At 58.3% G+C, this 21,219-nt stretch carries 22 protein-coding genes; 7 read left to right on the forward strand and 15 right to left on the reverse strand.

The window, feature by feature from the left end; all coding sequences use genetic code 11:
* Positions 1 to 358: 358 nt before the first annotated feature.
* The 6 genes from msrQ to DFS28_RS19055 form a co-directional block, all read right to left on the reverse strand.
* A complete protein-coding gene (gene msrQ / locus DFS28_RS19030; RefSeq protein ID WP_111451041.1) occupies positions 359 to 979 on the reverse strand; it encodes a protein-methionine-sulfoxide reductase heme-binding subunit MsrQ in 621 nt (206 codons plus the stop codon).
* Positions 979 to 1,992: a protein-methionine-sulfoxide reductase catalytic subunit MsrP gene (msrP, locus tag DFS28_RS19035; protein ID WP_111451042.1), complete on the reverse strand. Its 1,014-nt coding sequence runs from the start codon at positions 1,990 to 1,992 to the stop codon at positions 979 to 981. The genes msrQ and msrP overlap by 1 nt, the downstream gene beginning before the upstream one ends.
* A gap of 63 nt (positions 1,993 to 2,055) precedes the next feature.
* The gene (gene pssA, locus DFS28_RS19040) at positions 2,056 to 2,913 is read right to left on the reverse strand and encodes a CDP-diacylglycerol--serine O-phosphatidyltransferase (protein WP_076029747.1); all 858 of its coding nucleotides are present in this window, start codon (positions 2,911 to 2,913) and stop codon (positions 2,056 to 2,058) included.
* Positions 2,914 to 3,057: 144 nt separating this feature from the next.
* A complete protein-coding gene (ilvC, locus tag DFS28_RS19045; protein WP_007948647.1) occupies positions 3,058 to 4,074 on the reverse strand; it encodes a ketol-acid reductoisomerase in 1,017 nt (338 codons plus the stop codon).
* 48 nt (positions 4,075 to 4,122) lie between these two features.
* The gene (ilvN, locus tag DFS28_RS19050; protein ID WP_003176102.1) at positions 4,123 to 4,614 is read right to left on the reverse strand and encodes an acetolactate synthase small subunit; all 492 of its coding nucleotides are present in this window, start codon (positions 4,612 to 4,614) and stop codon (positions 4,123 to 4,125) included.
* A 2-nt stretch (positions 4,615 to 4,616) separates the two neighbouring features.
* The gene (locus DFS28_RS19055; RefSeq protein ID WP_008156791.1) at positions 4,617 to 6,341 is read right to left on the reverse strand and encodes an acetolactate synthase 3 large subunit; all 1,725 of its coding nucleotides are present in this window, start codon (positions 6,339 to 6,341) and stop codon (positions 4,617 to 4,619) included.
* 400 nt (positions 6,342 to 6,741) lie between these two features.
* On the opposite strand from DFS28_RS19055, the gene DFS28_RS19060 reads away from it, so the two are divergent.
* Entirely contained in the window at positions 6,742 to 7,164 is a 423-nt protein-coding gene (locus DFS28_RS19060) for a DUF4124 domain-containing protein (protein WP_111451043.1), read from the forward strand.
* A 108-nt stretch (positions 7,165 to 7,272) separates the two neighbouring features.
* Here DFS28_RS19060 and DFS28_RS19065 read toward each other — a convergent pair whose 3' ends face one another.
* Genes DFS28_RS19065 through mrcB form a run of 3 tightly spaced genes read right to left on the reverse strand, consistent with a single transcriptional unit; the run spans position 7,273 to position 10,683 of the window.
* Positions 7,273 to 7,608: a YqcC family protein gene (locus tag DFS28_RS19065; protein WP_008156787.1), complete on the reverse strand. Its 336-nt coding sequence runs from the start codon at positions 7,606 to 7,608 to the stop codon at positions 7,273 to 7,275.
* Entirely contained in the window at positions 7,608 to 8,342 is a 735-nt protein-coding gene (locus tag DFS28_RS19070) for a tetratricopeptide repeat protein (protein WP_111451044.1), read from the reverse strand. Before DFS28_RS19070 ends, DFS28_RS19065 begins: the two co-directional genes overlap by 1 nt.
* 16 nt (positions 8,343 to 8,358) lie before the next feature.
* Complete coding sequence (mrcB, locus tag DFS28_RS19075) at positions 8,359 to 10,683, reverse strand: penicillin-binding protein 1B (protein ID WP_111451045.1); 2,325 nt, start codon at positions 10,681 to 10,683, stop codon at positions 8,359 to 8,361.
* 118 nt (positions 10,684 to 10,801) lie between these two features.
* Here mrcB and DFS28_RS19080 point away from each other — a divergent pair, with 118 nt between their 5' ends.
* From DFS28_RS19080 to DFS28_RS19095, 4 genes are all read left to right on the forward strand, one after another.
* The gene (locus tag DFS28_RS19080) at positions 10,802 to 12,358 is read left to right on the forward strand and encodes a bifunctional aminoglycoside phosphotransferase/ATP-binding protein (protein WP_111451046.1); all 1,557 of its coding nucleotides are present in this window, start codon (positions 10,802 to 10,804) and stop codon (positions 12,356 to 12,358) included.
* A 91-nt stretch (positions 12,359 to 12,449) separates the two neighbouring features.
* The gene (locus DFS28_RS19085; RefSeq protein WP_111451047.1) at positions 12,450 to 12,794 is read left to right on the forward strand and encodes a pentapeptide repeat-containing protein; all 345 of its coding nucleotides are present in this window, start codon (positions 12,450 to 12,452) and stop codon (positions 12,792 to 12,794) included.
* Between the two features lie 226 nt (positions 12,795 to 13,020).
* Positions 13,021 to 13,293 carry a TfoX/Sxy family protein gene (locus DFS28_RS19090; protein ID WP_003228231.1) on the forward strand — a complete coding sequence of 91 codons (273 nt, stop codon included), beginning with the start codon at positions 13,021 to 13,023 and terminating at the stop codon, positions 13,291 to 13,293.
* A 15-nt stretch (positions 13,294 to 13,308) separates the two neighbouring features.
* Positions 13,309 to 14,109: a Crp/Fnr family transcriptional regulator gene (locus tag DFS28_RS19095; RefSeq protein WP_111451048.1), complete on the forward strand. Its 801-nt coding sequence runs from the start codon at positions 13,309 to 13,311 to the stop codon at positions 14,107 to 14,109.
* 232 nt (positions 14,110 to 14,341) lie between these two features.
* Here DFS28_RS19095 and DFS28_RS19100 read toward each other — a convergent pair whose 3' ends face one another.
* Genes DFS28_RS19100 through DFS28_RS19115 form a run of 4 tightly spaced genes read right to left on the reverse strand, consistent with a single transcriptional unit; the run spans position 14,342 to position 17,887 of the window.
* Positions 14,342 to 15,193 (reverse strand): ChaN family lipoprotein, encoded by an 852-nt coding sequence (locus DFS28_RS19100; RefSeq protein ID WP_111451049.1) that lies wholly within the window; start codon positions 15,191 to 15,193, stop codon positions 14,342 to 14,344.
* Between the two features lie 20 nt (positions 15,194 to 15,213).
* Positions 15,214 to 15,981: a heme ABC transporter ATP-binding protein gene (locus DFS28_RS19105; RefSeq protein WP_111451050.1), complete on the reverse strand. Its 768-nt coding sequence runs from the start codon at positions 15,979 to 15,981 to the stop codon at positions 15,214 to 15,216.
* Complete coding sequence (locus tag DFS28_RS19110; RefSeq protein ID WP_178082221.1) at positions 15,981 to 16,964, reverse strand: iron ABC transporter permease; 984 nt, start codon at positions 16,962 to 16,964, stop codon at positions 15,981 to 15,983. The genes DFS28_RS19105 and DFS28_RS19110 overlap by 1 nt, the downstream gene beginning before the upstream one ends.
* A 50-nt stretch (positions 16,965 to 17,014) precedes the next feature.
* A complete protein-coding gene (locus DFS28_RS19115; protein ID WP_111451052.1) occupies positions 17,015 to 17,887 on the reverse strand; it encodes a hemin ABC transporter substrate-binding protein in 873 nt (290 codons plus the stop codon).
* Positions 17,888 to 18,053: 166 nt separating this feature from the next.
* Between DFS28_RS19115 and DFS28_RS19120 the strand changes: the two genes are divergently transcribed.
* Positions 18,054 to 18,371 (forward strand): Rieske (2Fe-2S) protein, encoded by a 318-nt coding sequence (locus DFS28_RS19120; RefSeq protein WP_008153288.1) that lies wholly within the window; start codon positions 18,054 to 18,056, stop codon positions 18,369 to 18,371.
* Here the strand turns inward: DFS28_RS19120 and sfsA are convergent.
* Together sfsA and DFS28_RS19130 are read right to left on the reverse strand one after the other, a co-directional pair.
* Positions 18,368 to 19,081: a DNA/RNA nuclease SfsA gene (sfsA, locus tag DFS28_RS19125; RefSeq protein ID WP_111451053.1), complete on the reverse strand. Its 714-nt coding sequence runs from the start codon at positions 19,079 to 19,081 to the stop codon at positions 18,368 to 18,370. The genes DFS28_RS19120 and sfsA overlap by 4 nt on opposite strands.
* Positions 19,081 to 20,253 (reverse strand): pyridoxal phosphate-dependent aminotransferase, encoded by a 1,173-nt coding sequence (locus DFS28_RS19130; protein WP_111451054.1) that lies wholly within the window; start codon positions 20,251 to 20,253, stop codon positions 19,081 to 19,083. Before DFS28_RS19130 ends, sfsA begins: the two co-directional genes overlap by 1 nt.
* A 332-nt stretch (positions 20,254 to 20,585) precedes the next feature.
* Here DFS28_RS19130 and dksA point away from each other — a divergent pair, with 332 nt between their 5' ends.
* The gene (gene dksA / locus DFS28_RS19135) at positions 20,586 to 21,029 is read left to right on the forward strand and encodes an RNA polymerase-binding protein DksA (RefSeq protein ID WP_008153293.1); all 444 of its coding nucleotides are present in this window, start codon (positions 20,586 to 20,588) and stop codon (positions 21,027 to 21,029) included.
* Positions 21,030 to 21,219: the final 190 nt, after the last annotated feature.

Genomic DNA, 21,219 nt, shown 5'->3' on the forward strand with positions numbered 1-21,219 from the left:
CCGAGGCGCGCATTCTACAGCAGCCTCTGTTGCTGTCAAGCGGTTATTTTTCGAAGTTTTCAAAGTTTCCTTTGCAACTTCAACCACTTGCGCTTGCGATCTCTCGTTAGCGGGAGGCGAATTCTACAGCGTTACTCGCTGCTGTCAACACCTCTTTTACACCGATTTCGACCGAGAAGATCGAATCGTCAACTAGGCAAAAACAGACTGCCTGATCAACTCCTTCTGGGCTTCGATGACCTGAAGCAACTCGCTGTCGTAAACTGCATAACTCATTGTTTACCAAGGAGTTTTCCGTTTCGACTGCGCCGGAAGTGGGGCGAATTATAGACTTCCAGAATCTGCCGTCAACCGTTAATTACGCTTTTCGTGCAGACGGTGTCTTTTTGGCTATTAATCGTGGGATTCGGCGGGTTACAGGGGGTAGTCGCAATACTATTAGCAATGCACTTATAGAAGCGTAAACCGCCCACTCCTTAAGATCAGCGCGCACGATCCACAACATATGCAGCAATCCAAGCCCGAGAACCCCATAGGCAAGACGATGTAATTTCTTCCAGCCAGAACCCAAACGCCGCTGACTATAGCGATTTGAGGTCACCGCCAAGGCCAATAAACACAGAAACCCAAGCGTCCCGACAATAATGTACGGCCGTTTGCGCAACTCGACACCCAACTGCGACCAATCAAAGCCGAGGATGAACGCCGTATACCCACTCAAATGCAAAACCACATAAGCGAAGCACCACAACCCCAGTTGCCGCCGGACAGCGACCCACCCTGCCCAACCAGTAAGCTTCTGCACAGGTGTCATGCTTAACGTAATGAGCAGCAGTACAAGCGCCCCCACCCCCAACCGGTCAACCAACACCTTGCCCGGATCAGGCCCCAGCACATCCTCCCAGGCCTGATACAACCAAAGCAGCGGCCAGACCGCAGCAGCTATAAAGACGCCAATTCGCCAAAACGGAAATCGCATCAGTAGTTCTTCCGCAAATCGAGCCCTGTATATAGAGAGGCGACTTCATCCGAGTAGCCATTGAACATCTGCGTGTCCCGCACATTGGGCTTGAACAGCCCGCTCGGCAAACGCCGCTCACGCGCCTGGGTCCAGCGCGGATGATCGACTGTCGGATTCACGTTCGCATAGAAGCCGTACTCATCCGCAGCAATGCTCTGCCAGGTGGTCTTCGGCTGCTCGCTGACCAGACTGATCCGCACGATGGATTTGATGCTCTTGAAGCCATATTTCCACGGCACCACCAAACGCAGAGGCGCGCCGTTCTGATTGGGCAGCTCACGCCCGTACATACCCACGGCAAGAATCGCCAACGGATTCATCGCCTCATCCAGACGCAGCCCTTCCACATATGGCCAATCGATCAAGGCAAAACCGGAACGTTGCCCGGGCATGCTCTTGGGATCTTCCAGGGTTTCGAAGCGAATGAATTTGGCTTTGGAAGTCGGCTCGACTTCCTTGAGCAGGGCCGAGACGGGAAATCCGATCCAGGGAATGACCATCGACCAGGCCTCTACACAGCGAAGACGGTAAACACGCTCCTCGAGCTGATAAGGCTTCATGAAGTCTTCCAGTGCGTACCGCCCTGGTTTGCCCACCTCCCCGTCTATTACCACACTCCAAGGTTCGGTTTTCAGCGCGTCGGCATTGGCAGCGGGATCACCTTTGTCGGTGCCGAACTCATAGAAATTGTTGTAATGGGTCGCGTCCTTGAATGGCGTGATCGCCTCATCCTTGACGTTAACCGCGCCCCATCTAGCAGAAGGCAGTTTTTCGGCAAACCAGGAAGGCGCCTTGCCAGGCTCGACATCCGAATAACGCGCAGCATCCTCGGCACTGGCCCAACGCGGCAGACTGCTTACAGCCAAACCGGCAACGGCGGCACCGAGAACATTGCGACGAGATAGATAGAAGGATTCAGGTGTGACGTCCGACTCATGGCAGTCAGACGCTTTGGGGACTTTGATCAGCATGGCAACTCCGCAGCATTGGAGAACATATGCACCAACAGACTGCGGAGTATGAGGAAAATTACATCACTCGGCTTTTTTGTGCCTACGAAGACGCAACAAGTACTGCACCGGGCCGGATGCTGCATAAGCGAGGAAAACCAGCAGAAGAATGCGCGGCGGATCACTGAACACCACGGCAAACACCAACACCACGGCGAGAATCGCCACGAAAGGTACACGCCCTTTCAAGTCCAGCTCCTTGAAGCTGTTGTACTTGATGTTACTGACCATCAGCATGCCGGCAGCCGCAACCATCAGCGCCACCAGGAAGGACATCTTCGAACCCTGGATGCCGTAATCACTGAACGCCCAGACAATGCCTGCAACCACACCAGCAGCCGCCGGACTGGCCAGACCAATGAAGTAGCGCTTGTCCGCAGTGCCGACCTGGGTATTGAAACGCGCCAGACGCAACGCTGCACCGGCTACATAAATGAAGGCAACCATCCAGCCGACCTTACCCATATCGCCCAAGGCCCAACCGAATGCCAACAATGCTGGCGCAACACCAAAGGCGACCATGTCGGACAGCGAGTCGTACTCGGCACCGAAGGCGCTCTGGGTATTGGTCATACGGGCAACGCGACCATCGAGGCCGTCGAGCACCATCGCGACAAAAATCGCGATCGCTGCAAAAGCAAAATACTTGCTCGCACCAATCGAATCACCAGCACTCAAGGCGCTCTGGGCGCTCATCGAGTTGATGATGGAGTAAAACCCTGCGAACAGGTTCGCAGTGGTGAACAGATTCGGCAGAAGATAGATACCACGATGCCGGACTTTACGGCCTTCAGCGTCGTGCCCTTCCTCAATGTGTTCATCGATGGGAAGCAGGCTTTCGGCGTCAGAAGCCTGGTTTGGCTCTTCGGGACGTTCGCTCATGGACATTACCTTGCAACAGGGTGGAAAGTTTGGACAGGTGTCTGGGACGACGGTTCGGCCGCAAACGATGCAGCTTTATACCAGAACCAGCCGCCCAAACGAAAAAACGCGGCCTAGGCCGCGTTTTTCGTACAAGTGCGCGACTTAGTTTTTAGCTTTGTCGACGATCTTGTTGGCACCGATCCACGGCATCATGGAGCGCAGTTGCTCGCCGATGATTTCGATACCGTGAGCGGCGTTGTTACGACGCTTGGCGGTCATCGAAGGATAGCCGGTAGCGCCTTCGCTGATGAACATCTTGGCGTATTCGCCGTCCTGAATACGTTTCAGGGCGTTGCGCATGGCCTGACGGGATTCGGCGTTGATCACTTCCGGGCCGGTCACGTACTCGCCGTACTCAGCGTTGTTGGAGATCGAGTAGTTCATGTTGGCGATACCGCCTTCGTACATGAGGTCAACGATCAGCTTCAGTTCGTGCAGGCATTCGAAGTAGGCCATTTCCGGCGCGTAGCCAGCTTCAACCAGGGTTTCGAAACCGGCTTTAACCAGCTCAACGGTACCGCCGCACAGAACGGCTTGTTCGCCGAACAGGTCGGTTTCAGTCTCGTCCTTGAAGGTGGTTTCGATGATGCCGGTACGACCGCCACCAACGCCAGCGGCGTAGGACAGTGCAACGTTTTTGGCGTTGCCGGAAGCATCCTGATAGATAGCGATCAGGTCAGGGATACCGCCGCCTTTGACGAACTCGGAACGCACGGTGTGGCCCGGAGCTTTCGGCGCGATCATGATCACGTCGAGGTCAGCGCGCGGAACAACCTGGTTGTAGTGGATCGCGAAACCGTGGGAGAAGGCCAGGGTGGCGCCTTTCTTGATGTTCGGCTCGATTTCGTTCTTGTACAGAGCGGACTGGAACTCGTCCGGGGTCAGGATCATGACCAGGTCGGCAGCCGCAACAGCGGAAGCAACGTCGGTCACTTTCAGGCCGTGAGCTTCGGCTTTGGCAACAGTCGCCGAACCTTTACGCAGACCAACAGTAACGTCAACGCCGGAGTCTTTCAGGTTGCACGCTTGAGCGTGGCCCTGGGAACCGTAACCGATGATGGCAACTTTCTTGCCCTGGATGATCGACAGGTCGCAGTCTTTTTCGTAATAAACTTTCATGAAATTCCCCTATATATCCAGGCCGTTCAGGCCATTCGCTAATTTGGTTTAGATGCTGAGTACTTTGTCGCCGCGGGCAATACCGGTTACGCCGCTGCGGACGGTCTCCAGAATCGAGGCGGTGCCAATGGACTGAATGAAGCTGTCGAGCTTATCGCTGGTACCGGTCAATTGAACGGTATACACGCTAGCGCTGACGTCAACGATCTGCCCACGATAAATATCGGTAGTGCGTTTGATCTCGGCGCGCTGGGCGCCGGTAGCCTTGACCTTGACCAGCATCAGCTCGCGCTCGATGTGAGCACTCTCCGACAGGTCGACCAGTTTGACCACTTCGATCAACTTGTTCAGGTTCTTGGTGATCTGCTCGATAACTTCATCGTGGCCAACCGTGGTCAGCGTCAGACGCGACAGGGTCGGGTCTTCGGTAGGCGCCACAGTCAGGCTTTCGATGTTGTAGTTGCGCTGCGAGAACAGGCCGACTACACGAGACAGAGCACCCGGTTCGTTTTCCAGAAGCAAGGAAATAATGTGCCGCATGATTATGTACGCTCCGTCTTGCTCAGCCACATATCGCGCATGGAGCCGTCTTTGATCTGCATCGGGTAGACGTGCTCGCTGGTGTCGACCGAAACATCAATGATCACCAGACGATCTTTCATGGCAAACGCTTCTTCCATCTTCGCCTTCAAATCTTTCGATTCAGTGATGCGCATGCCGACGTGACCATAGGCCTCTGCCAGCTTGACGAAATCAGGCAGCGATTCCATGTAGGAATGCGAGTGACGGCTACCATAGCTCATGTCTTGCCACTGGCGAACCATACCCAAAACGCCGTTGTTCAGGATGACGATTTTGACCGGCAAGCCATATTGCAGACAGGTGGACAGTTCCTGAATGTTCATCTGGATACTGCCCTCGCCCGTCACGCAAACGACATCGTCATCCGGGAAGCTCAGCTTGATGCCCATGGCCGCCGGAAAACCGAAGCCCATGGTGCCCAGACCACCGGAGTTGATCCAGCGGTTCGGCTTGTTGAACGTGTAGTACTGCGCCGCGAACATCTGATGCTGACCCACGTCGGAAGCGACAAAGGCATCGCCCTTGGTCACTTCACACAGGGTTTCGATCACGGTCTGCGGCTTGATAACGCTGCCGTCGCCCTTGTCGTAAGGAAACAGGCCGCGATCACCGCGCCACTCATCAACTTGCTTCCACCAGCTGGCAACGGACTCCTTGTTCGGGGTCTCGCCGATTTCCTTGAGGATCGCGACCATCTCGGTCAGGACACTCTCGACCGGACCGACGATAGGCACGTCTGCCTTGATGGTCTTGGAGATCGAAGCCGGGTCGATGTCGATGTGAATGATCTTGGCATTCGGGCAGAACTTCGCCGGGCCGTTGATCACGCGGTCGTCGAAACGAGCGCCGACTGCAAGGATCACGTCGGCATGGTGCATCGCCAGGTTAGCGGTGTAGCTGCCGTGCATGCCGAGCATGCCGATAAACTGACGGTCGGTGCCAGGGTAGGCACCCAGACCCATCAGGGTATTGGTCACCGGCAGGTTGAGCATCTTCGCCAGCTCGGTCAGCGGCGCGGAGCCACCACCGAGAATCACGCCGCCGCCTGCATACATCACAGGACGCTTGGCCGCCAGGAGCATTTCTGCCGCCTTGCGGATTTGCCCGGAGTGACCGCGAACGGCCGGGCTGTAGGAACGCAGCTTGGCTTTTTTCGGGAAGATGTATTCGAACTTCTCGGCCGGGTTGGTCATGTCTTTCGGGATATCGACAACGACCGGACCAGGACGACCGGATTGCGCGAGGTAGAACGCTTTCTTCATGACTTCCGGGATTTCCGACGCGTGCTTGATCATGAAGCTGTGCTTCACGATCGGCCGGGAGATACCGATCATGTCGGTTTCCTGGAACGCATCGGTGCCCACCATGGTGCTAGGCACCTGGCCGGAAATGACCACCATCGGAATGGAGTCCATGTAGGCCGTGGCAATACCGGTAATAGCGTTGGTTGCGCCCGGGCCGGAGGTCACCAGTACCACACCGGCTTTACCGGTGGCACGGGCATAGCCGTCAGCCATATGGGTCGCAGCCTGTTCGTGACGAACCAGGATGTGGGTCACTTCCGGTTCTTTGAACAAGGCATCGTAGACATGAAGAAGAGCACCACCCGGGTACCCGTAGATATATTTGACGCCTTCGTCACGCAAAAAGCGGACGAGCATCTCACCGCCAGATAAAAGCTCCACGTTGTTCACCTCTAAAACGCCAGAATACCGCCCACATAAAAGAGGACGGGTCTTAATAGGTTTACTTCTCAGCAGAGCATGAGCGACGGTGGTCGCCGACTACGTCAGCACTGACTGAGCAAGTATTGGGATCGTCCCAAGTGTTGCGGGCCTTTCCCACCCAGCGCGAGGTAACGCGTTGCGGGTGTAACAGGTCGGCGCGGATGTGCGCCTCATGATCTGCTGAGCGGGCCTGCTTCTGGCAGTCCCTCTACAGCGGACTTTGGATTCTTCTGTTTCGTCCTCTCCAAGTCAAGTCGTCTATGTGCTTTATTGAACTAAGCACATGAGAAAGCAAGAAAAAACCGCTAAACAGCAACTGTGTTAGCTTCAATTGCGCAACCCAATACAAGGAAATGGCATGCGAACGTTTTTCCTGACCGTCAGCTTGCTGATTGGCATCAGCCCTCCGGGCATGGCCGCTCAGATCTACAAATGGGTCGACGCCCAAGGCGTTACCCATTTCGACGCCCAGCCGCCCCAAGGCCAGGAAGCCACCACCGTGGTCACGCCCTCCTCGCCTGCCAGCAACCAGCCCCCGCCGCCACGCAGCGGTGCCATTGGCGATCAACAGGCCATCGACAAAAAAGTGAAAAAGCAGGTCAGCGAGCAGCAAGCCCAGCTCAAGGCATTCTGCGAACAGGCGCGGACGAACCTGGCTCAACTGCAGAACAATCCGCGAATACGGGAGGATGTCGAAGGCGAGATGCGCCGCCTGACTGACCAGCAGCGACAGGAGCGCATTAGCGAAACACAGAAACAGATTGCGGAAAACTGCCAGTAGAGACCTGCAGGAGCCGAGCTTGCTCGCGATGAGGGCAAAACAGTCAACAGATCTGCTGACTGTTGCACCGCTATCGCGAGCAAGCTCGGCTCCTACAACGGATCGGATTCAGCGGGAGGCGGTGATCAGTAGATCAAACTCTTTGAGCAGCACCTGCAGTTGCCGATCCCTGCCTTGAACATTGCGGGCAGCGAAGACCATTTCGGCCATCTCCTGAATTCCCGAAGCGTTTGGCAAGGGCAGATCCTGCTCGAGGATCACCTTCATCCGCGGAAGGAAGATCCATTGCAGCCACTGCTCGAAATCCAGCGTATCGACCGAGAATGGTTCGACACTGGAAAGCGCTTCGGCGGAGGGCGAGACCTCGTCCCACCACCCCTGAACCCGCAGCTCGCGCTCGATCAGCAGCAACTGTTCGGCAATCTTCGGGAAGCGCGCATCCATCACAGCGAAACCTTGGCCTTCTGACGGGCCAATGCTGCGCCAGCAGAATCACCCTGTTTCTCACGCGCCTGAGCGATCAATTCCCACAAGCTGGCTTGAAGTGCCGGACGGCCATTGGCGAAGGTCAGGCCACGACGAGCAAACTGCTCGGCTTGTGGCGCATCGCCTTGAGCCATACGCACCTGGGCCAGACGATAAAGCACTTGCGGCTCACGCGGAGCAACACGCTGGGCGCGTTCGAGGCTGGAGGAAGCACCGTTGAGATCACCACTCGCCTGTTGCTGCTGAGCGGTAGTCAGCAAGGCCAGAACCGGACCGTCCAATTGCTCGTCGGCAGACAAGCCACCGGAGCTCGCCGAAGGAATCCCGCTCGGCGTCGACGGCATGCTGTAGCTGCCCTGATTGACCGGTGCCGACTGGACCGGCGAGGTATCGATCGGCCCCGGAGTAATCGGGCCTGGCGTGATCGGCGCAGTGCTGATCGGTGCCGACGTTACTGCGCCACCACCCGGCACCATCACGACGACGCCGGTATCACCTTGTGGAATCGCCTGAGTCTGGGTTTGCGCAGGACGTTTAGTCGTCGTCTGACGGAAACCGCCATTCGCCGAAATCCGTTCACTGTTCGAAACGGCGCTACCGGAATCCACAACCGGAATCGACCCGCGTTGTACGGAGGAGCAACCGCTGAGCAAAGCCACGGCGGTAACCGCTGGAATCAACCACTTGTTCACTTGAAACCCTCTTTGCTTAATTCATCCAGCCCTTGACCCAATCCATCACCGTTTCGCCGGAAACAGGGCTTTCGCCACCGCAAGCAGCACCGGGAGGCGGTTCGCTGCCGCGAATATACGGCATCTGCACCGCACCTGGGCAGTTGGCATCAGAGCCTTGTCCGGTACGCGAATCGACCCAGGCCTGAACAATATTGTCTGGCTGCGGCATGTCCAGTGGCAACGGATCGGCCTTGCGCATGAAACTGGTCCAGACCTGCAACGCACCGGTGGCGCCGGTGAACGGCGTCTTGCCGTTGTCATCGCGCCCCAGCCAGACCACTGCCAGCAGGTCCTGACTGAAACCGGCAAACCAGCTGTCCCGCGAATCGTTACTGGTACCGGTCTTGCCGGCCAGGGTCAGGGTTTTCGGCAACACGTTGTAAACCGAACTACCGGTACCTTCACGCATGACCCGCTGCATGGCGCTCTGGATCAGGTAAATGGAGGCCGGATCGAAACGCTGCTGAATCTGGAACGGATAACGCTTGAGCGGTTCGCCTTCAGCGGTCAATACGCTACGGATCCCGCGCATCGGCGTATTGAAACCACCGTTGGCCAGGGTCTGGTACATCGTCGCCACTTCGATTGGGGTCAGACCGCCAGCGCCCAGCAACATCGACGGGAACGCTGGGAATTCGCGACTCACACCTAGACGCGCCAGGGTCTTCAGGACATTCGGTACGCCCACCGCCAAACCGAGACGCGCGGTCGACAGGTTGTAGGAGTGCGCCAGGCCCTGATACAGGAATACGGTACCGTGGGAACGGCGATCGTAGTTCTGCGGTTTCCAGACTTGACCGTCCGCGCCTTTGACCGAGAAGGAATCGTCCGACAGCCAACTGGTCAATGTGTACTGGCTCGGCTTCTCAAGGGCTGTCAGATAAACCGCCGGCTTGATCAAAGAGCCGATCGGTCGCACAGCATCCAGCGCACGGTTGAAGCCGGCAAAACTCGCCTGACGACTGCCGATCATGGCCTGGACTTCACCGGTTTCCGGGTTGGTCACGACCATGGCCGCTTCAACCTCATCGGAACCCTTGCGCCCGGCGAGTCTCTTGAAGGTGTCGTTGACCGACGCCTCGGCTTTCATCTGCAGGATCGGGTCGAAACTGGTGAAGATCCGCAGACCTTCTTCGGTCAAGTCTTCGTCGCGATAGTCTTCGCGCAATTGACGCTTGACCAGATCGAGGAAGCCGGGGAACGAGCTGTCCGCCAGCTTGCCGCGAGTCGTCACACCCAGTGGCATTTGCTTCGCGGCAGCGACCTGCTCGGCGGTGGCAACACCTTGTTGCTCAAGTACATCGAGTACCAGATTGCGCCGCTCAAGCGCCCGTTCAGGGTTGCGACGCGGGTTGTAATAGGACGGCCCCTTGACCATGCCCACCAGCATTGCGACTTGATGCAGTTTCAGTTCGGACAACGGTTGCCCGAAGAAAAACTGGCTTGCCAAGCCAAAGCCATGCACTGCGCGCTGGCCATCCTGACCGACGAACACTTCGTTGAGGTAAGCCTCAAGGATTTCTCGCTTGTCGTAATGCAACTCAAGCAACATCGCCATCATGGCTTCGGTGAGTTTACGGGTCAGGCTGCGTTCGCTGGTCAGGTAGAAATTCTTGACCAACTGTTGCGTCAGCGTACTGCCGCCCTGGGTCATCTTGCCGCCAGAGGTGTTGACGTAGACGGCGCGGGCAATCGACTTGGGCGACACGCCCCAATGGCTATAGAAATCCCGGTCTTCCACAGCGACCAGGGTTTCCAGCAGATAGGGCGGGACCTGATCGATCTTGATCAGAATGCGATCTTCGAGGTTTTTCGGGTAAATCCCGCCGATCAGCAGCGGCTCAAGGCGCACCACAGAAAGCTTCGAACCGTTGGTCGCCGAAAGTTCGGCCACGTAGTCGCCGGAGAACCGCACGCGCACAGGCTGGGGTTTCTCCAGGCCTTCATAGAACTGGAAGCCACGGGTATTCAAGTCGACGGTGTTGCCACTGACCGCCGCCGCGCCGGGGCCATTGCTCACGGCTTCGCGTCGGTAGCCCAAGGCGTCGAGCTCGGTGAGGAAGTCTTCCTTGCTCAACTTTTGGCCGGTGAACAGCTCCAATGGGCGCGCATACACCTTGGCCGGAATGGTCCAGCGCTTGCCGGAGAACTTCTCCTGGACGATCGCGTCGAGGTAAACCGCGAACCCGGCCAGCACCACAAGGCCGACCAGACTGAGTTTAAGGGCCCAGCCCAGCCAGGGGCGCAGGCCCTTGGAAGGTGGTTTTTTGGGGGTGCGGGGGGATCGAGTACGAGTCATGGCGGCGGATTATACGCACTTTATTCAGACTCAACAGGAGCCCTCTGAGGTTTGCGTCAGACGGACTTGCGGCCATAATGACGGCCGTGAATTTCCCCCAGACTCTGAAGGATCGCTTGTGAGCCAATCCCTGATCGCTGCCCTGCAAAACCCGGCCCTCTACCCGCATCCCGTAGACGGATTCCAGGTCATCGAAACCCATATTTCCTGGGTAATCCTCACCGGTCCCTTTGCTTATAAAGTGAAGAAGCCAGTGAATTTCGGCTTCCTGGATTTCACCAACCTCGACGCTCGCAAGCATTTTTGCGGGGAAGAGCTGCGTCTTAACCAGCGCCTGACCAACGATTTGTACCTCGAAGTGCTGCCAATCACCGGCAGCGCCGAAGCCCCACAACTGGGCGGCGAGGGTCCGGTCGTCGATTACGCACTGAAAATGCGCCAATTCCCACAGAGCGGGTTACTCAGCACCCTACAAGCCAATGGTGAATTGACCACCACGCACATCGACGAGATGGCCGCGCAGATCGCCCAATTCCACCTCAATGCACCGAAAGTGCCTGCCGAACACGAAGCCGGCACGCCGGACAGCGTGATGGCACCGGTACGCCAGAACTTCGAACAGATCCGCCCGTTCCTCAGCGACAAGGCCGATCTGCTGCAGCTGGATGCGCTGCAAGCCTGGGCCGAAAGCAGCTTCGAACGCCTCAAGCCACTGTTCGCCCAGCGCAAGGCCGAAGGTTTCATCCGCGAATGCCACGGTGACATCCACTTGGGCAACGCCACCGTGATCGACGGCAAGGTCGTGATCTTCGACTGCATCGAGTTCAACGAACCGTTCCGCTTCACCGACGTTTATGCCGACACCGGCTTCCTGGCGATGGACCTGGAAGACCGTGGCCTGAAGAGCCTGGCGCGCCGCTTCATCAGCCAGTACCTGGAATTGACCGGCGATTACCAGGGCCTGGAGTTGCTGAACTTCTATAAAGCCTACCGCGCACTGGTTCGCGCCAAGGTCAGCCTGTTCAGCATGCCGGCCGAGGCCGACCCGGTGCAGCGAGCCACCACCCTGCGTCAGTACCGCAATTACGCCAACCTGGCGGAAAGCTACAGCACCATTCCTTCGCGCTTCATGGCCATCACCCACGGTGTTTCTGCCGTCGGCAAGAGCCACGTAGCCATGCGTCTGGTGGAAGCATTGGGCGCCATTCGCCTGCGTTCCGATGTAGAGCGCAAACGTCTGTTCGGCGAGCAAACCGTGCCAAACGACCCTCAGGCCGGCATCTATAGCGCCGACGCCAGTGCCGCCACTTACACCCGCCTGCATGAAGTTGCCGCTGTGATCCTGCGCGCGGGCTTCCCCGTGGTGATCGATGCGACGTACCTCAAGCGCGACCAGCGTGACGGCGCAGCGAAAATCGCCGAAGCCACCGGCGCGCCATTCCTGATTCTCGATTGCAATGCGCCGCAAGCGGTGATCGAGACCTGGCTGGCCCTGCGTCAGGCAGACAAAAAGGACCCGTCCGACGCCAACCTGGCGGTTATCGAAGCCCAGCAAGCCACTCGCGAGGCTCTGACGCCAGCAGAGATTCTGTGCAGCAAACGCGTTCAGACCAATGAAAGCGGAACCCTCGACACCGTCATTGCGCAGATTCGCCAGCGCCTGCCGGGGCTGTAAGTAACTATTTCAGCCGTGAAGCCTTCGCCGGCTTCACGGCTGCCAAATAGTGGCACTATACTGGCGTCATAAAACCAACAGGTGATCTGACATGAGCCAGCCGAAACTTCTCGATACCCCGCTTTATGCTTTGCTGCACAAAGACGACATCACTGGCTTCAACAACGAGCGGCCAAAAGACGGACCTATCGACATGGTCGGTGGCGATTTCCGGGGGCTGGACCTGCGTGAACTGAACGCCGACGGCATCGACTTTACCGATGCCTATTTCCGCTCCGCCGACTTGCGCGGCATCGACTTTCGCAACGCCTCCCTGGAAGGCGCGAGCCTTGCTCACGCACAGATCTCCGGCGCCTACTTCCCGCCAGAGCTGAGTGCTGACGAGATTCTGATGTCGATGAATTTCGGTACACGCCTGCGTTATCGCACCCGCTAGTACCCGCATCGCCTCCCCAATTTGACACGATCCCTGTGCGAGCTTGCTCCCACAGAGATTGCGTTGCCTGCCTCTACTGCACTCGCAGACATTTCCTCTCTCTCCAGACATCTGCTTCTTAGAAGCTTTTGCGTCGAAACCGACCAAACAATCACGCTTTTCCTACTGATGGCTACACTCCTGAGAAGCTCGCCCACGCACCGTTCGGCCGTCGCAAGGAGGCTTGATGAATGATGAACTGCAGCACCTGAAGAATCTTGGCAAGACGTCGGCGCAGTGGCTGCATGCCGTGGGCATCCACAGCGCCTCGGACTTGCGTCGCCTGGGGGCGGTGGATGCTTATCGGGCCGTGCGCACGCGCGGGTTTCGGGCGTCCAAGGTGTTGTTATATGCCATCGAAGGTGCCCTGATGGATGTGCACTGGAATGACATTCCCGCCGAGCGCAAGGACGCCTTGAACAAACAGCTGGAAGCTATCTCGTCACGTCACAAAAACTGAACGGACGCAGCAGCCATGTACCTACTAGGGGAACAACCGGCTTACGCCGACGCGCTGATCAACCGACTGCAACATATTCCCGTCCGGCTGCTGGAAGGTTTGATGCCCTGCGGACCGAGCCTGGAATTTCCAGCCGTCGATGATCTGGCCGTCCTGTTACCCGGCAATCAACTTTTTGTGCTGGACAATGGCCTGCTGCATGGATGCATCGACGATCGGGCATTGTTCTATCTGCACGAGGGAGATCTGATCGGCTTGCGTCAGGGCACGGAACTGCCGCGTTGCCGCTTTCGCAGCGATAACCCTTTGGCACTGACGCCATATCTGCGATCCGAGGTTTTTCAGCATATCTACGCCGACCCGGAGCGTTCGGAGTTGTTTCTTCAATACATGGCCGGTCAGTCCGCGTTGCTGTCCGATGCCGTCGCCCGCTTGAAATTACCCGAGTTTCGAAGCACCAATGGCTTTCAGCGCGTGGCCAGTGGCGAAGTATTGATCCGTCAGGGCGATGAACCGGATCAGGTGTTTGTCATCATTGATGGCCACGCCGAAGCCTTTGTCGACGGCCACAAAGTCGGCGATATACCCAAGGACGAGATTTTTGGCGCCATGGCCGTATTCACTGGCGAGAAGCGTAACGCCAGTGTGATCACCAGCGAGCCCAGCACTGTCATGCTGATCCCCAAAGACCAGTTTCTCAGCCTGACCCAAAGCAATCCGAAGATCGCTCATAGCCTGATTGCGAGCATGGCCCGACATATCGACCTGTTGAACAAGCAGATCATTCTGATGAGTTCGCGCAAGCGAACAGGCTAAAACCAATGATTACTGGTGTATCAAGCGCACGAGCAGCGCATTTCAAAGAACTGAAAAATCAGCGGTTGACTTGGTAATGAGAATCGCTATGATTAGCACATCCGGTCGCGAGACTGGTCGATATTTGAAAAGCCCTTGGTTCGGACTCTCAGATATCTCCTCATCAGGCTAATCACGGTTATTTGACCCGGCTCTTGCCGGGTCTTTTTTTGCCTGGAGAAAAGTCGTTCGATCACTTGCCAAATTGCTTACGCATTTGTGCGCAGTAATCCTGGGGCGGCGTGGCAGGCGTGTACCAGACGTAATCCGCCATGGCCGATGTGACCTCGCTGCCCTGCTCCGCCAGCATCAACACCGCAGGCGCCTGGGGCTCACCCAGATCAAGCACATGAATCGGCGCGCCGACATCCTTGCGCGCATGGTAAGCGCCGGCAAACAGCAGTGAAGGCGTGGGTGCCGCCAGTAGGCGTTCGGCCATCCGTCGGTCACGTTGCTGCTGGACCGCCAGCATCGCCGGCATCTGCGATGTCGGCAGCAGGCCACAGTGGGATTCGCTGACTTGCTTCAGCAACTCGTCCTTCACTGACGCTGCGTTGGAGCGCGAACCGCTCAATGTCGGAGGGTTGGCGTAAACGGCACGGACTTCAAGCATGTCCAGATTGGCTGCCAGCAGCGGGTATGGCTGGGACAGCGCGAAACGTACGATAGGCCCGTACAGATTCCAGTCCCAGCCAGATTGCCAGGCCAATGCACCGGGCAAATCCGCTGGCGGTGTCGAGGTGCGACGAACGTCATCGACACGCGGCTGTTGATCCGGCGTGAGCATCTCCAGCAGCAGACTGCCTTGAGGTCGCCGCTGACCCAGCGACTGCAATAACCACAGCTGCAGCTCATGGTGATCGCGATTGTCATGTTGCTCGCCCACGATCAGCCGTGAAGGCGTCTTCAGCCGTTCAATCAGCTCCTCTGCCGTGAGGGTCTGACCGCTGCGCAAGTCCCGGATCTCGCCAACAACCGGTGGCGGAGTCGAAACATGCTGACAGGCACTCAGCAACAGCAAGGCCAGCATCAAAATCCCACGCATGTTTTCACTCCATAAAAAACTCAGCGGGCGATGATCAGCGGATGCCCACGCTCCGGGTGCTGCTGCACCAGCACTTCCAGCCCGAACACGGCCTTGAGTGGCTCAGGGCGCAACACCTGCTCCGGAGTATCGAGCGCCACAGGGCGCCCGCCTTCGAGCAGTAACAGGCGATCACAATAGCGCGCTGCCAGGTTCAGATCATGCAGGATCACCAGCACCGCCGCGCCTCTATCGGCGAACTCGCGTACAGCTTGCAACGTGGTGTGCTGATGAAGCGGGTCGAGCATCGACGTTGGCTCATCGAGCAACAACGTTTGCCCTGCTTCGCCCGGCCAGAGCTGCGCCAGAACCCGCGCCAGATGCACCCGCTGACGTTCGCCACCGGACAAAGCCAGATAACTGCGGCCACTCAAATGCTCGGCATCGGCTGCGTGTAATGCAGCGGCGACGATCTCGTCATCGCGGACCCGACCGCTTTGATGGGGCAAGCGGCCCATGCCGACCACCTCTTCGACACGAAAGGCGAAGTCCAGGGTCGACACCTGCGGCAATACCGCCAAACGCTGCGCTCGCGACGTCCCCGTCCAATCGCTCAGCTCGCGCTCGTCGAGCCTGACGCTGCCCTGATGTGCCCGCAACTCGCCGCACAAGGCGCCGAGCAAGGTGCTTTTGCCGGCGCCATTGGGCCCCAGCACGCCGAGAACTTCGCCCGGTTTGAGCTCAAGCGTAATGTCCGTCAGGACAATCTTTCGGCCCCGACGGATTTGCAGATTTTGCGTTCGCAACATCAGGCACGCCCCCTGACCAGTAAATACAGAAAGAACGGCGCACCGATGAAAGCCGTGACGATCCCGATCGGCAATTCAGCCGGCGCCAGGGCCAGCCGCGCCACCAGATCGGCAAACAACAGAAGGCTGGCACCGGCCAATACTGACGCTGGCAACAGCACACGATGATCCGGACCGGCCAGCAGTCGCACCAGATGCGGCACCACCAGCCCCACAAACCCGATCATCCCCGCCGCGGCCACCGCAGCACCGACACCCAACGCCGTGCAGAACACCAACTCACGCTTGAGCCGTTCGACGTCGATGCCCAGGTGACCCGCCTCCGACTCACCCAGCAACAACGCATTCAAGGCCTTGGCCCGGCGTGGCAGCCACAGCGCCACGCCGGCACTGATCAGCAGTAACGGCCAGAGCCGCGAATAGCTGGCGCCATTGAGGCTGCCCAGGTTCCAGAACGTCAGGGTGCGCAGCGTCGCGTCATCCGCCAGATAGGTGAACAGCCCCACGGCGGAACCGGCCAGCGCAGTCAACGCAATACCGGCCAGCAGCATGGTCGCGACATGGGTCTGCCCGTTGCGCCGGCCCAGTCGATACACCAACGCGGTCACGCCGAGCCCGCCGAGAAACGCGCACAGCGATAACACATACGGCCCGAAGGATTCAGGCAGACCGCCGAACACAGAACCACCGACGATCGCAATGGCCGCGCCCAATGCCGCACCGCTGGAGACGCCGACCAGCCCCGGATCGGCCAAAGGATTACGAAACAACCCCTGCATCGCCACACCGGACAATGCCAACACCCCTCCCACGGCCAAACCCAACAAGGTTCGCGGCAAGCGAATCTGCCCCAGGATCAGTTCAGCCTGTTCCAGCCCGTCGGGCGCAATCGGTACACCCACCAGCCGCAGGGCTGCACGCAAGGTGTCGAACAACGGCAAGCTCACCGGTCCAAGCGCCAATGACAACCAGATGGCCAACACACACAGCAGGATCAGACCAATGAACAAAGCACGGGGTTTAACCAGGATGGTCATTGGCCGGCCGAATCGGGGTAAAAGGCGTCAGACAGTTTTTTCATCGCATCGGGTAGCCGCGGCCCCAAGCCCCCGACCAACAAGGTCGGATCAAGCTCCATGACTCGCCCGTCCTTGGCGGCGCGGGTCGAGGACAGGATCGGGTTCTCCTTGAACAACGCCGCACGGGCTGCATCGCCGGTCAGTGCGCGATCGGCAAACACCAGCACCTCAGGATCCAGGCTGACCAGGGATTCGACAGAGAAAGGTTTGTAGCCGGTATGCGTGGCCAGATTGTGCCCGCCGGCCTGTTGCAGCAACCAATCGGCGGCGGTGTCCTTGCCGGCGATGAGCGGTTTGCCGCCCGCGTGGCCAAGCAACAACAGCACGCCGGGAGATTTTCCTTTTAACTGCGCCCGAGTGACCCGGATCTTTTGCTGATCGAGTTGCTGTTGATAAGCCTGGAACACCTGTGAGGCCTGATCGTCAGCGCCAAGCAATTTGCCCAGACGCTGCAAATTGCCCTGCAACGTCGGCAGGTCCGGCTGGGCCGAGAACAGTTCGACCTGCACACCCGCACTACGAACCTGCGAAAGTACCGGTGGCGGTCCCGTTTCCTCGGTACCGACCAGTATCTGCGGGCGTAAGCTCAAGATGCCCTCCGCCGACAGCTGCCGCTGATACCCGATGCTCGGCAATGCCTTGAGCGATTCCGGGTGCTGACTGGTGGTGTCGACACCGACCAGTTTCGATTCACCGCCCAGCGCGCTGATCCATTCCGATAAAGCTCCCCCGGCACTGACCCAACGTTGTGGCGACTCGGCCGCTGCGGCGTGGTAGCTGACGAGGAATCCGACACAGAGCGCAGCAACGCGGGTACTCAGGCGCATAAACAGCTTCCTTCAAGGGTTTTCCCGGGCATTGAAATGACAGGCCACGTATCCTTGGCGCCTGGCATCTGTACCCGAAGGGCAAGGCGGCCATTTGATAATTGTTTGCATTTGAACGTCAAGCTCGGACATATCCAGTCACGAGCCGCCGGACTTGAGGATAGACATGAAGTTTCTTTGTGCAGGCGTTGAGCTGGCCGATGCCAGCAGTCGCGGCTTCGACATCGACGGCCAGAAGCTCTTTGCCGTGCGCCGTGGCGGCCAGGTTTACGTCTACATCAATCGCTGCCCGCACCGTGGCGTCGGACTGGAATGGAAACCCGACCAGTTTCTCGACCCCAGCAACAGCCTGATCCAGTGCGCGACCCACGGCGCACTGTTTCTGATCGAAGATGGCGAATGCGTCGCCGGTCCTTGCGCCGGTCAGTCTCTGACCACCGTCGCCTGCCGCGAAGACGAGCAAGGGATCTGGGTCAGTCTTTAGCCGTTGAGCAACACTTCCAGACGCCGATCGACCAGCATTTCTTCGTGGGTCAACCGCACGCCATAGGCCAGCACCTCGACTCCGCACGCCACCGCTTCACGCAAAGCGTCGGCGTAGGCCGAATCGATTTCTTTTGCAGGACGCACAGCGTCGATGCCGGTGAGATTGACGCAATACAACTGCACCGCACGAATTCCGTCCCGGGCCAAATGCGCCAATTCGCGCAAATGCTTGGCCCCGCGCTGGGTCACTGCATCGGGAAATGCCGCTACCAGCGAACCGTCGAAGCCCAGGGTGACACTTTTGACTTCGACATAAGCCGGCCCGCTCGAGTAATCGAGGCGGAAATCGATGCGACTCCTCTCCTGACCGTAGGCCACTTCGCGCTTCAGCTCGGTAAAGCCGTTGAGTTCAGTGATGACACCCGCTCGCAACGCTTCTTCGATCAAGCCGTTGGCTCGCCCGGTGTTCACGCAAAACAAGCGCCCCTGCGGGGTTTCGCCGACTTCCCAGGTACCGGGCAACTTGCGCTTGGGGTCATTGGAACGGCTGAACCAGACCTGCCCGCCTTCGACCTGGCAATTGAGCATCGAGCCGGTGTTGGGGCAATGAATGGTCATCAACTCGCCGCTAACGGTTTCGATGTCGGCGAGAAAACGCTTGTAACGACGAATCAAACGGCCTTCTTCGAGGGGAGGATGAAAACGCATCAGCCTTGCCAGCTCTTCAAGCCGCGCGCAATCCGCTCGACCGCTTCCTGTAGGCGCGCAAGACTTTGGGTGTAGGCAAACCGCACATGATGGCCGGCCTGATAACGACCGAAGTCCAGACCCGGAGTAATCGCAACGTGTTCGGTTTCGAGGAAATGTCGGCAGAACGCGAAGGCATCGCCGCCGAACTTGCTGATATCGGCATACAAATAGAACGCGCCTTCAGGCTCGACAGCGATACCGAAGCCCAGCTCTCGCAGGGCTGGCAAGAGGAAATCCCGACGACGGCCGAATTCGGCGCGGCGTTCTTCCAGAATGCTGATCGTGGCCGGTTCGAAGCAGGCCAGAGCGGCGTGCTGGGCCATGCTCGGGGCGCTGATGTAGAGGTTCTGGGCGAGCTTTTCCAGTTCACCGACCGCCGCTTCAGGCGCCACCAGCCAACCCAGTCGCCACCCCGTCATGCCGAAATACTTGGAAAAACTATTCAGTACAAAGGCACTGTCATCGACTTCCAGCACGCTGGCCGCATCAGTGCCATAGGTCAGGCCGTGATAGATCTCGTCCACCACCAGATGACCGTGACGCTCCTTGATCGCGGCAGACAGGCCCGCCAGTTCATCGCGGGTCAGGATCGTCCCGGTCGGATTGGCTGGCGAGGCCACCAGGGCGCCGACGCTGTCGTGGTCCCAGTGGCGGGCAATCAGTTCCGGCGTCAGCTGATAGCGCACGTCCGGGCCTACAGGAACAAGCTGCGCTGCGCCTTCCACCAGCCGCAAAAAGTGCCGATTGCACGGGTATCCCGGGTCCGCCAGCAGCCAGTGCTTGCCCGGATCCACCAACAAGGCGCTGGCCAGCAGCAGCGCACCGGAACCGCCAGGCGTGATGAGGATTCGCTGCGGGTCGATGTTCAAACCGTAACGTTGCTGATAAAAGCCGGAAATGGCCTCACGCAACTCGGGAATGCCACGCGCGGCGGTGTAACGGGTCTTCCCCGCCGTCAATGCGGCCTGGCCAGCCTGAATGATCGGCTCGGCGGTGGTGAAGTCGGGTTCGCCGATTTCCAGGTGGATCACGTCGTGACCAGCGGCTTGCAGTTCATTGGCCCGCGCCAGCAGCGCCATGACATGGAAAGGTTCGATCGCGCGACTGCGGGCACTGTAGGACTGAGCCATTAGCCTTCCTTCAACGGGGAAAAGAACTGATTCTACCCAAGCGCAGGAACGAGCGAGAACCTAAAGCGGTCAGACCGTTATAACGCTGGTCTCAAACGACTCAAGCGAGTGTCTCAGGTTTGACTAAAATCAATAATTGATCAGGTCTCCAGCACCGCCAGACAAGGCTTTGCAATCATTTGCAAGCACAGCGGGCCACTACCTCGACATCCGGGAGTAGCGCGGTCCGATTTGATCTGGTAAGTTCGCCCGCTTGCAGCCGCAGGGCCGGCAGGTGTCGGTGATGGAGCAATCCTGCGCAATGGATTACAAGAGTAGAGGCGGTCTATTTCATGTCCACCCAAGCAAAGCAACAACAGAACCAGTCGATCAGCGGCTTCGAACCCTACAAAGAAGTGAAGGGCGAGGAGTACATGGGCAAGCCCATGCGCGCTCACTTCACCAAGATCCTGAATAAGTGGAAACAGGACTTGATGCAGGAAGTCGACCGTACTGTTGATCACATGAAAGACGAAGCGGCCAACTTCCCGGACCCGGCAGACCGTGCCAGCCAGGAAGAAGAATTCAGCCTCGAGCTGCGTGCCCGTGACCGCGAGCGCAAGTTGATCAAAAAGATCGACAAGACGCTGCAACTGATCGAAGACGAAGAATATGGCTGGTGCGAGTCCTGCGGCGTCGAAATCGGCGTCAAGCGACTGGAAGCCCGCCCTACCGCCGACATGTGCGTTGACTGCAAGACCCTGGCGGAAATCAAGGAAAAGCAAGTCGGCAAGTAATCTCGACTTGAACGAAAAACGGAGCGTGCGAACGCTCCGTTTTTGTTTCTGACATTCGCCACGGCGAGCCCTCCTGTGGGAGCGAGCCTGCTCGCGATTGCGGTGTGTCAGTCAACGAATGTGTTGTATGTGAAACCGCTATCGCGAGCAGGCTCACTCCCACAGGGACTCGCGCACGACCAGAGATGTA

It is taken from the genome of Pseudomonas sp. 478, from assembly GCF_003254125.1.
GTDB lineage: Bacteria > Pseudomonadota > Gammaproteobacteria > Pseudomonadales > Pseudomonadaceae > Aquipseudomonas.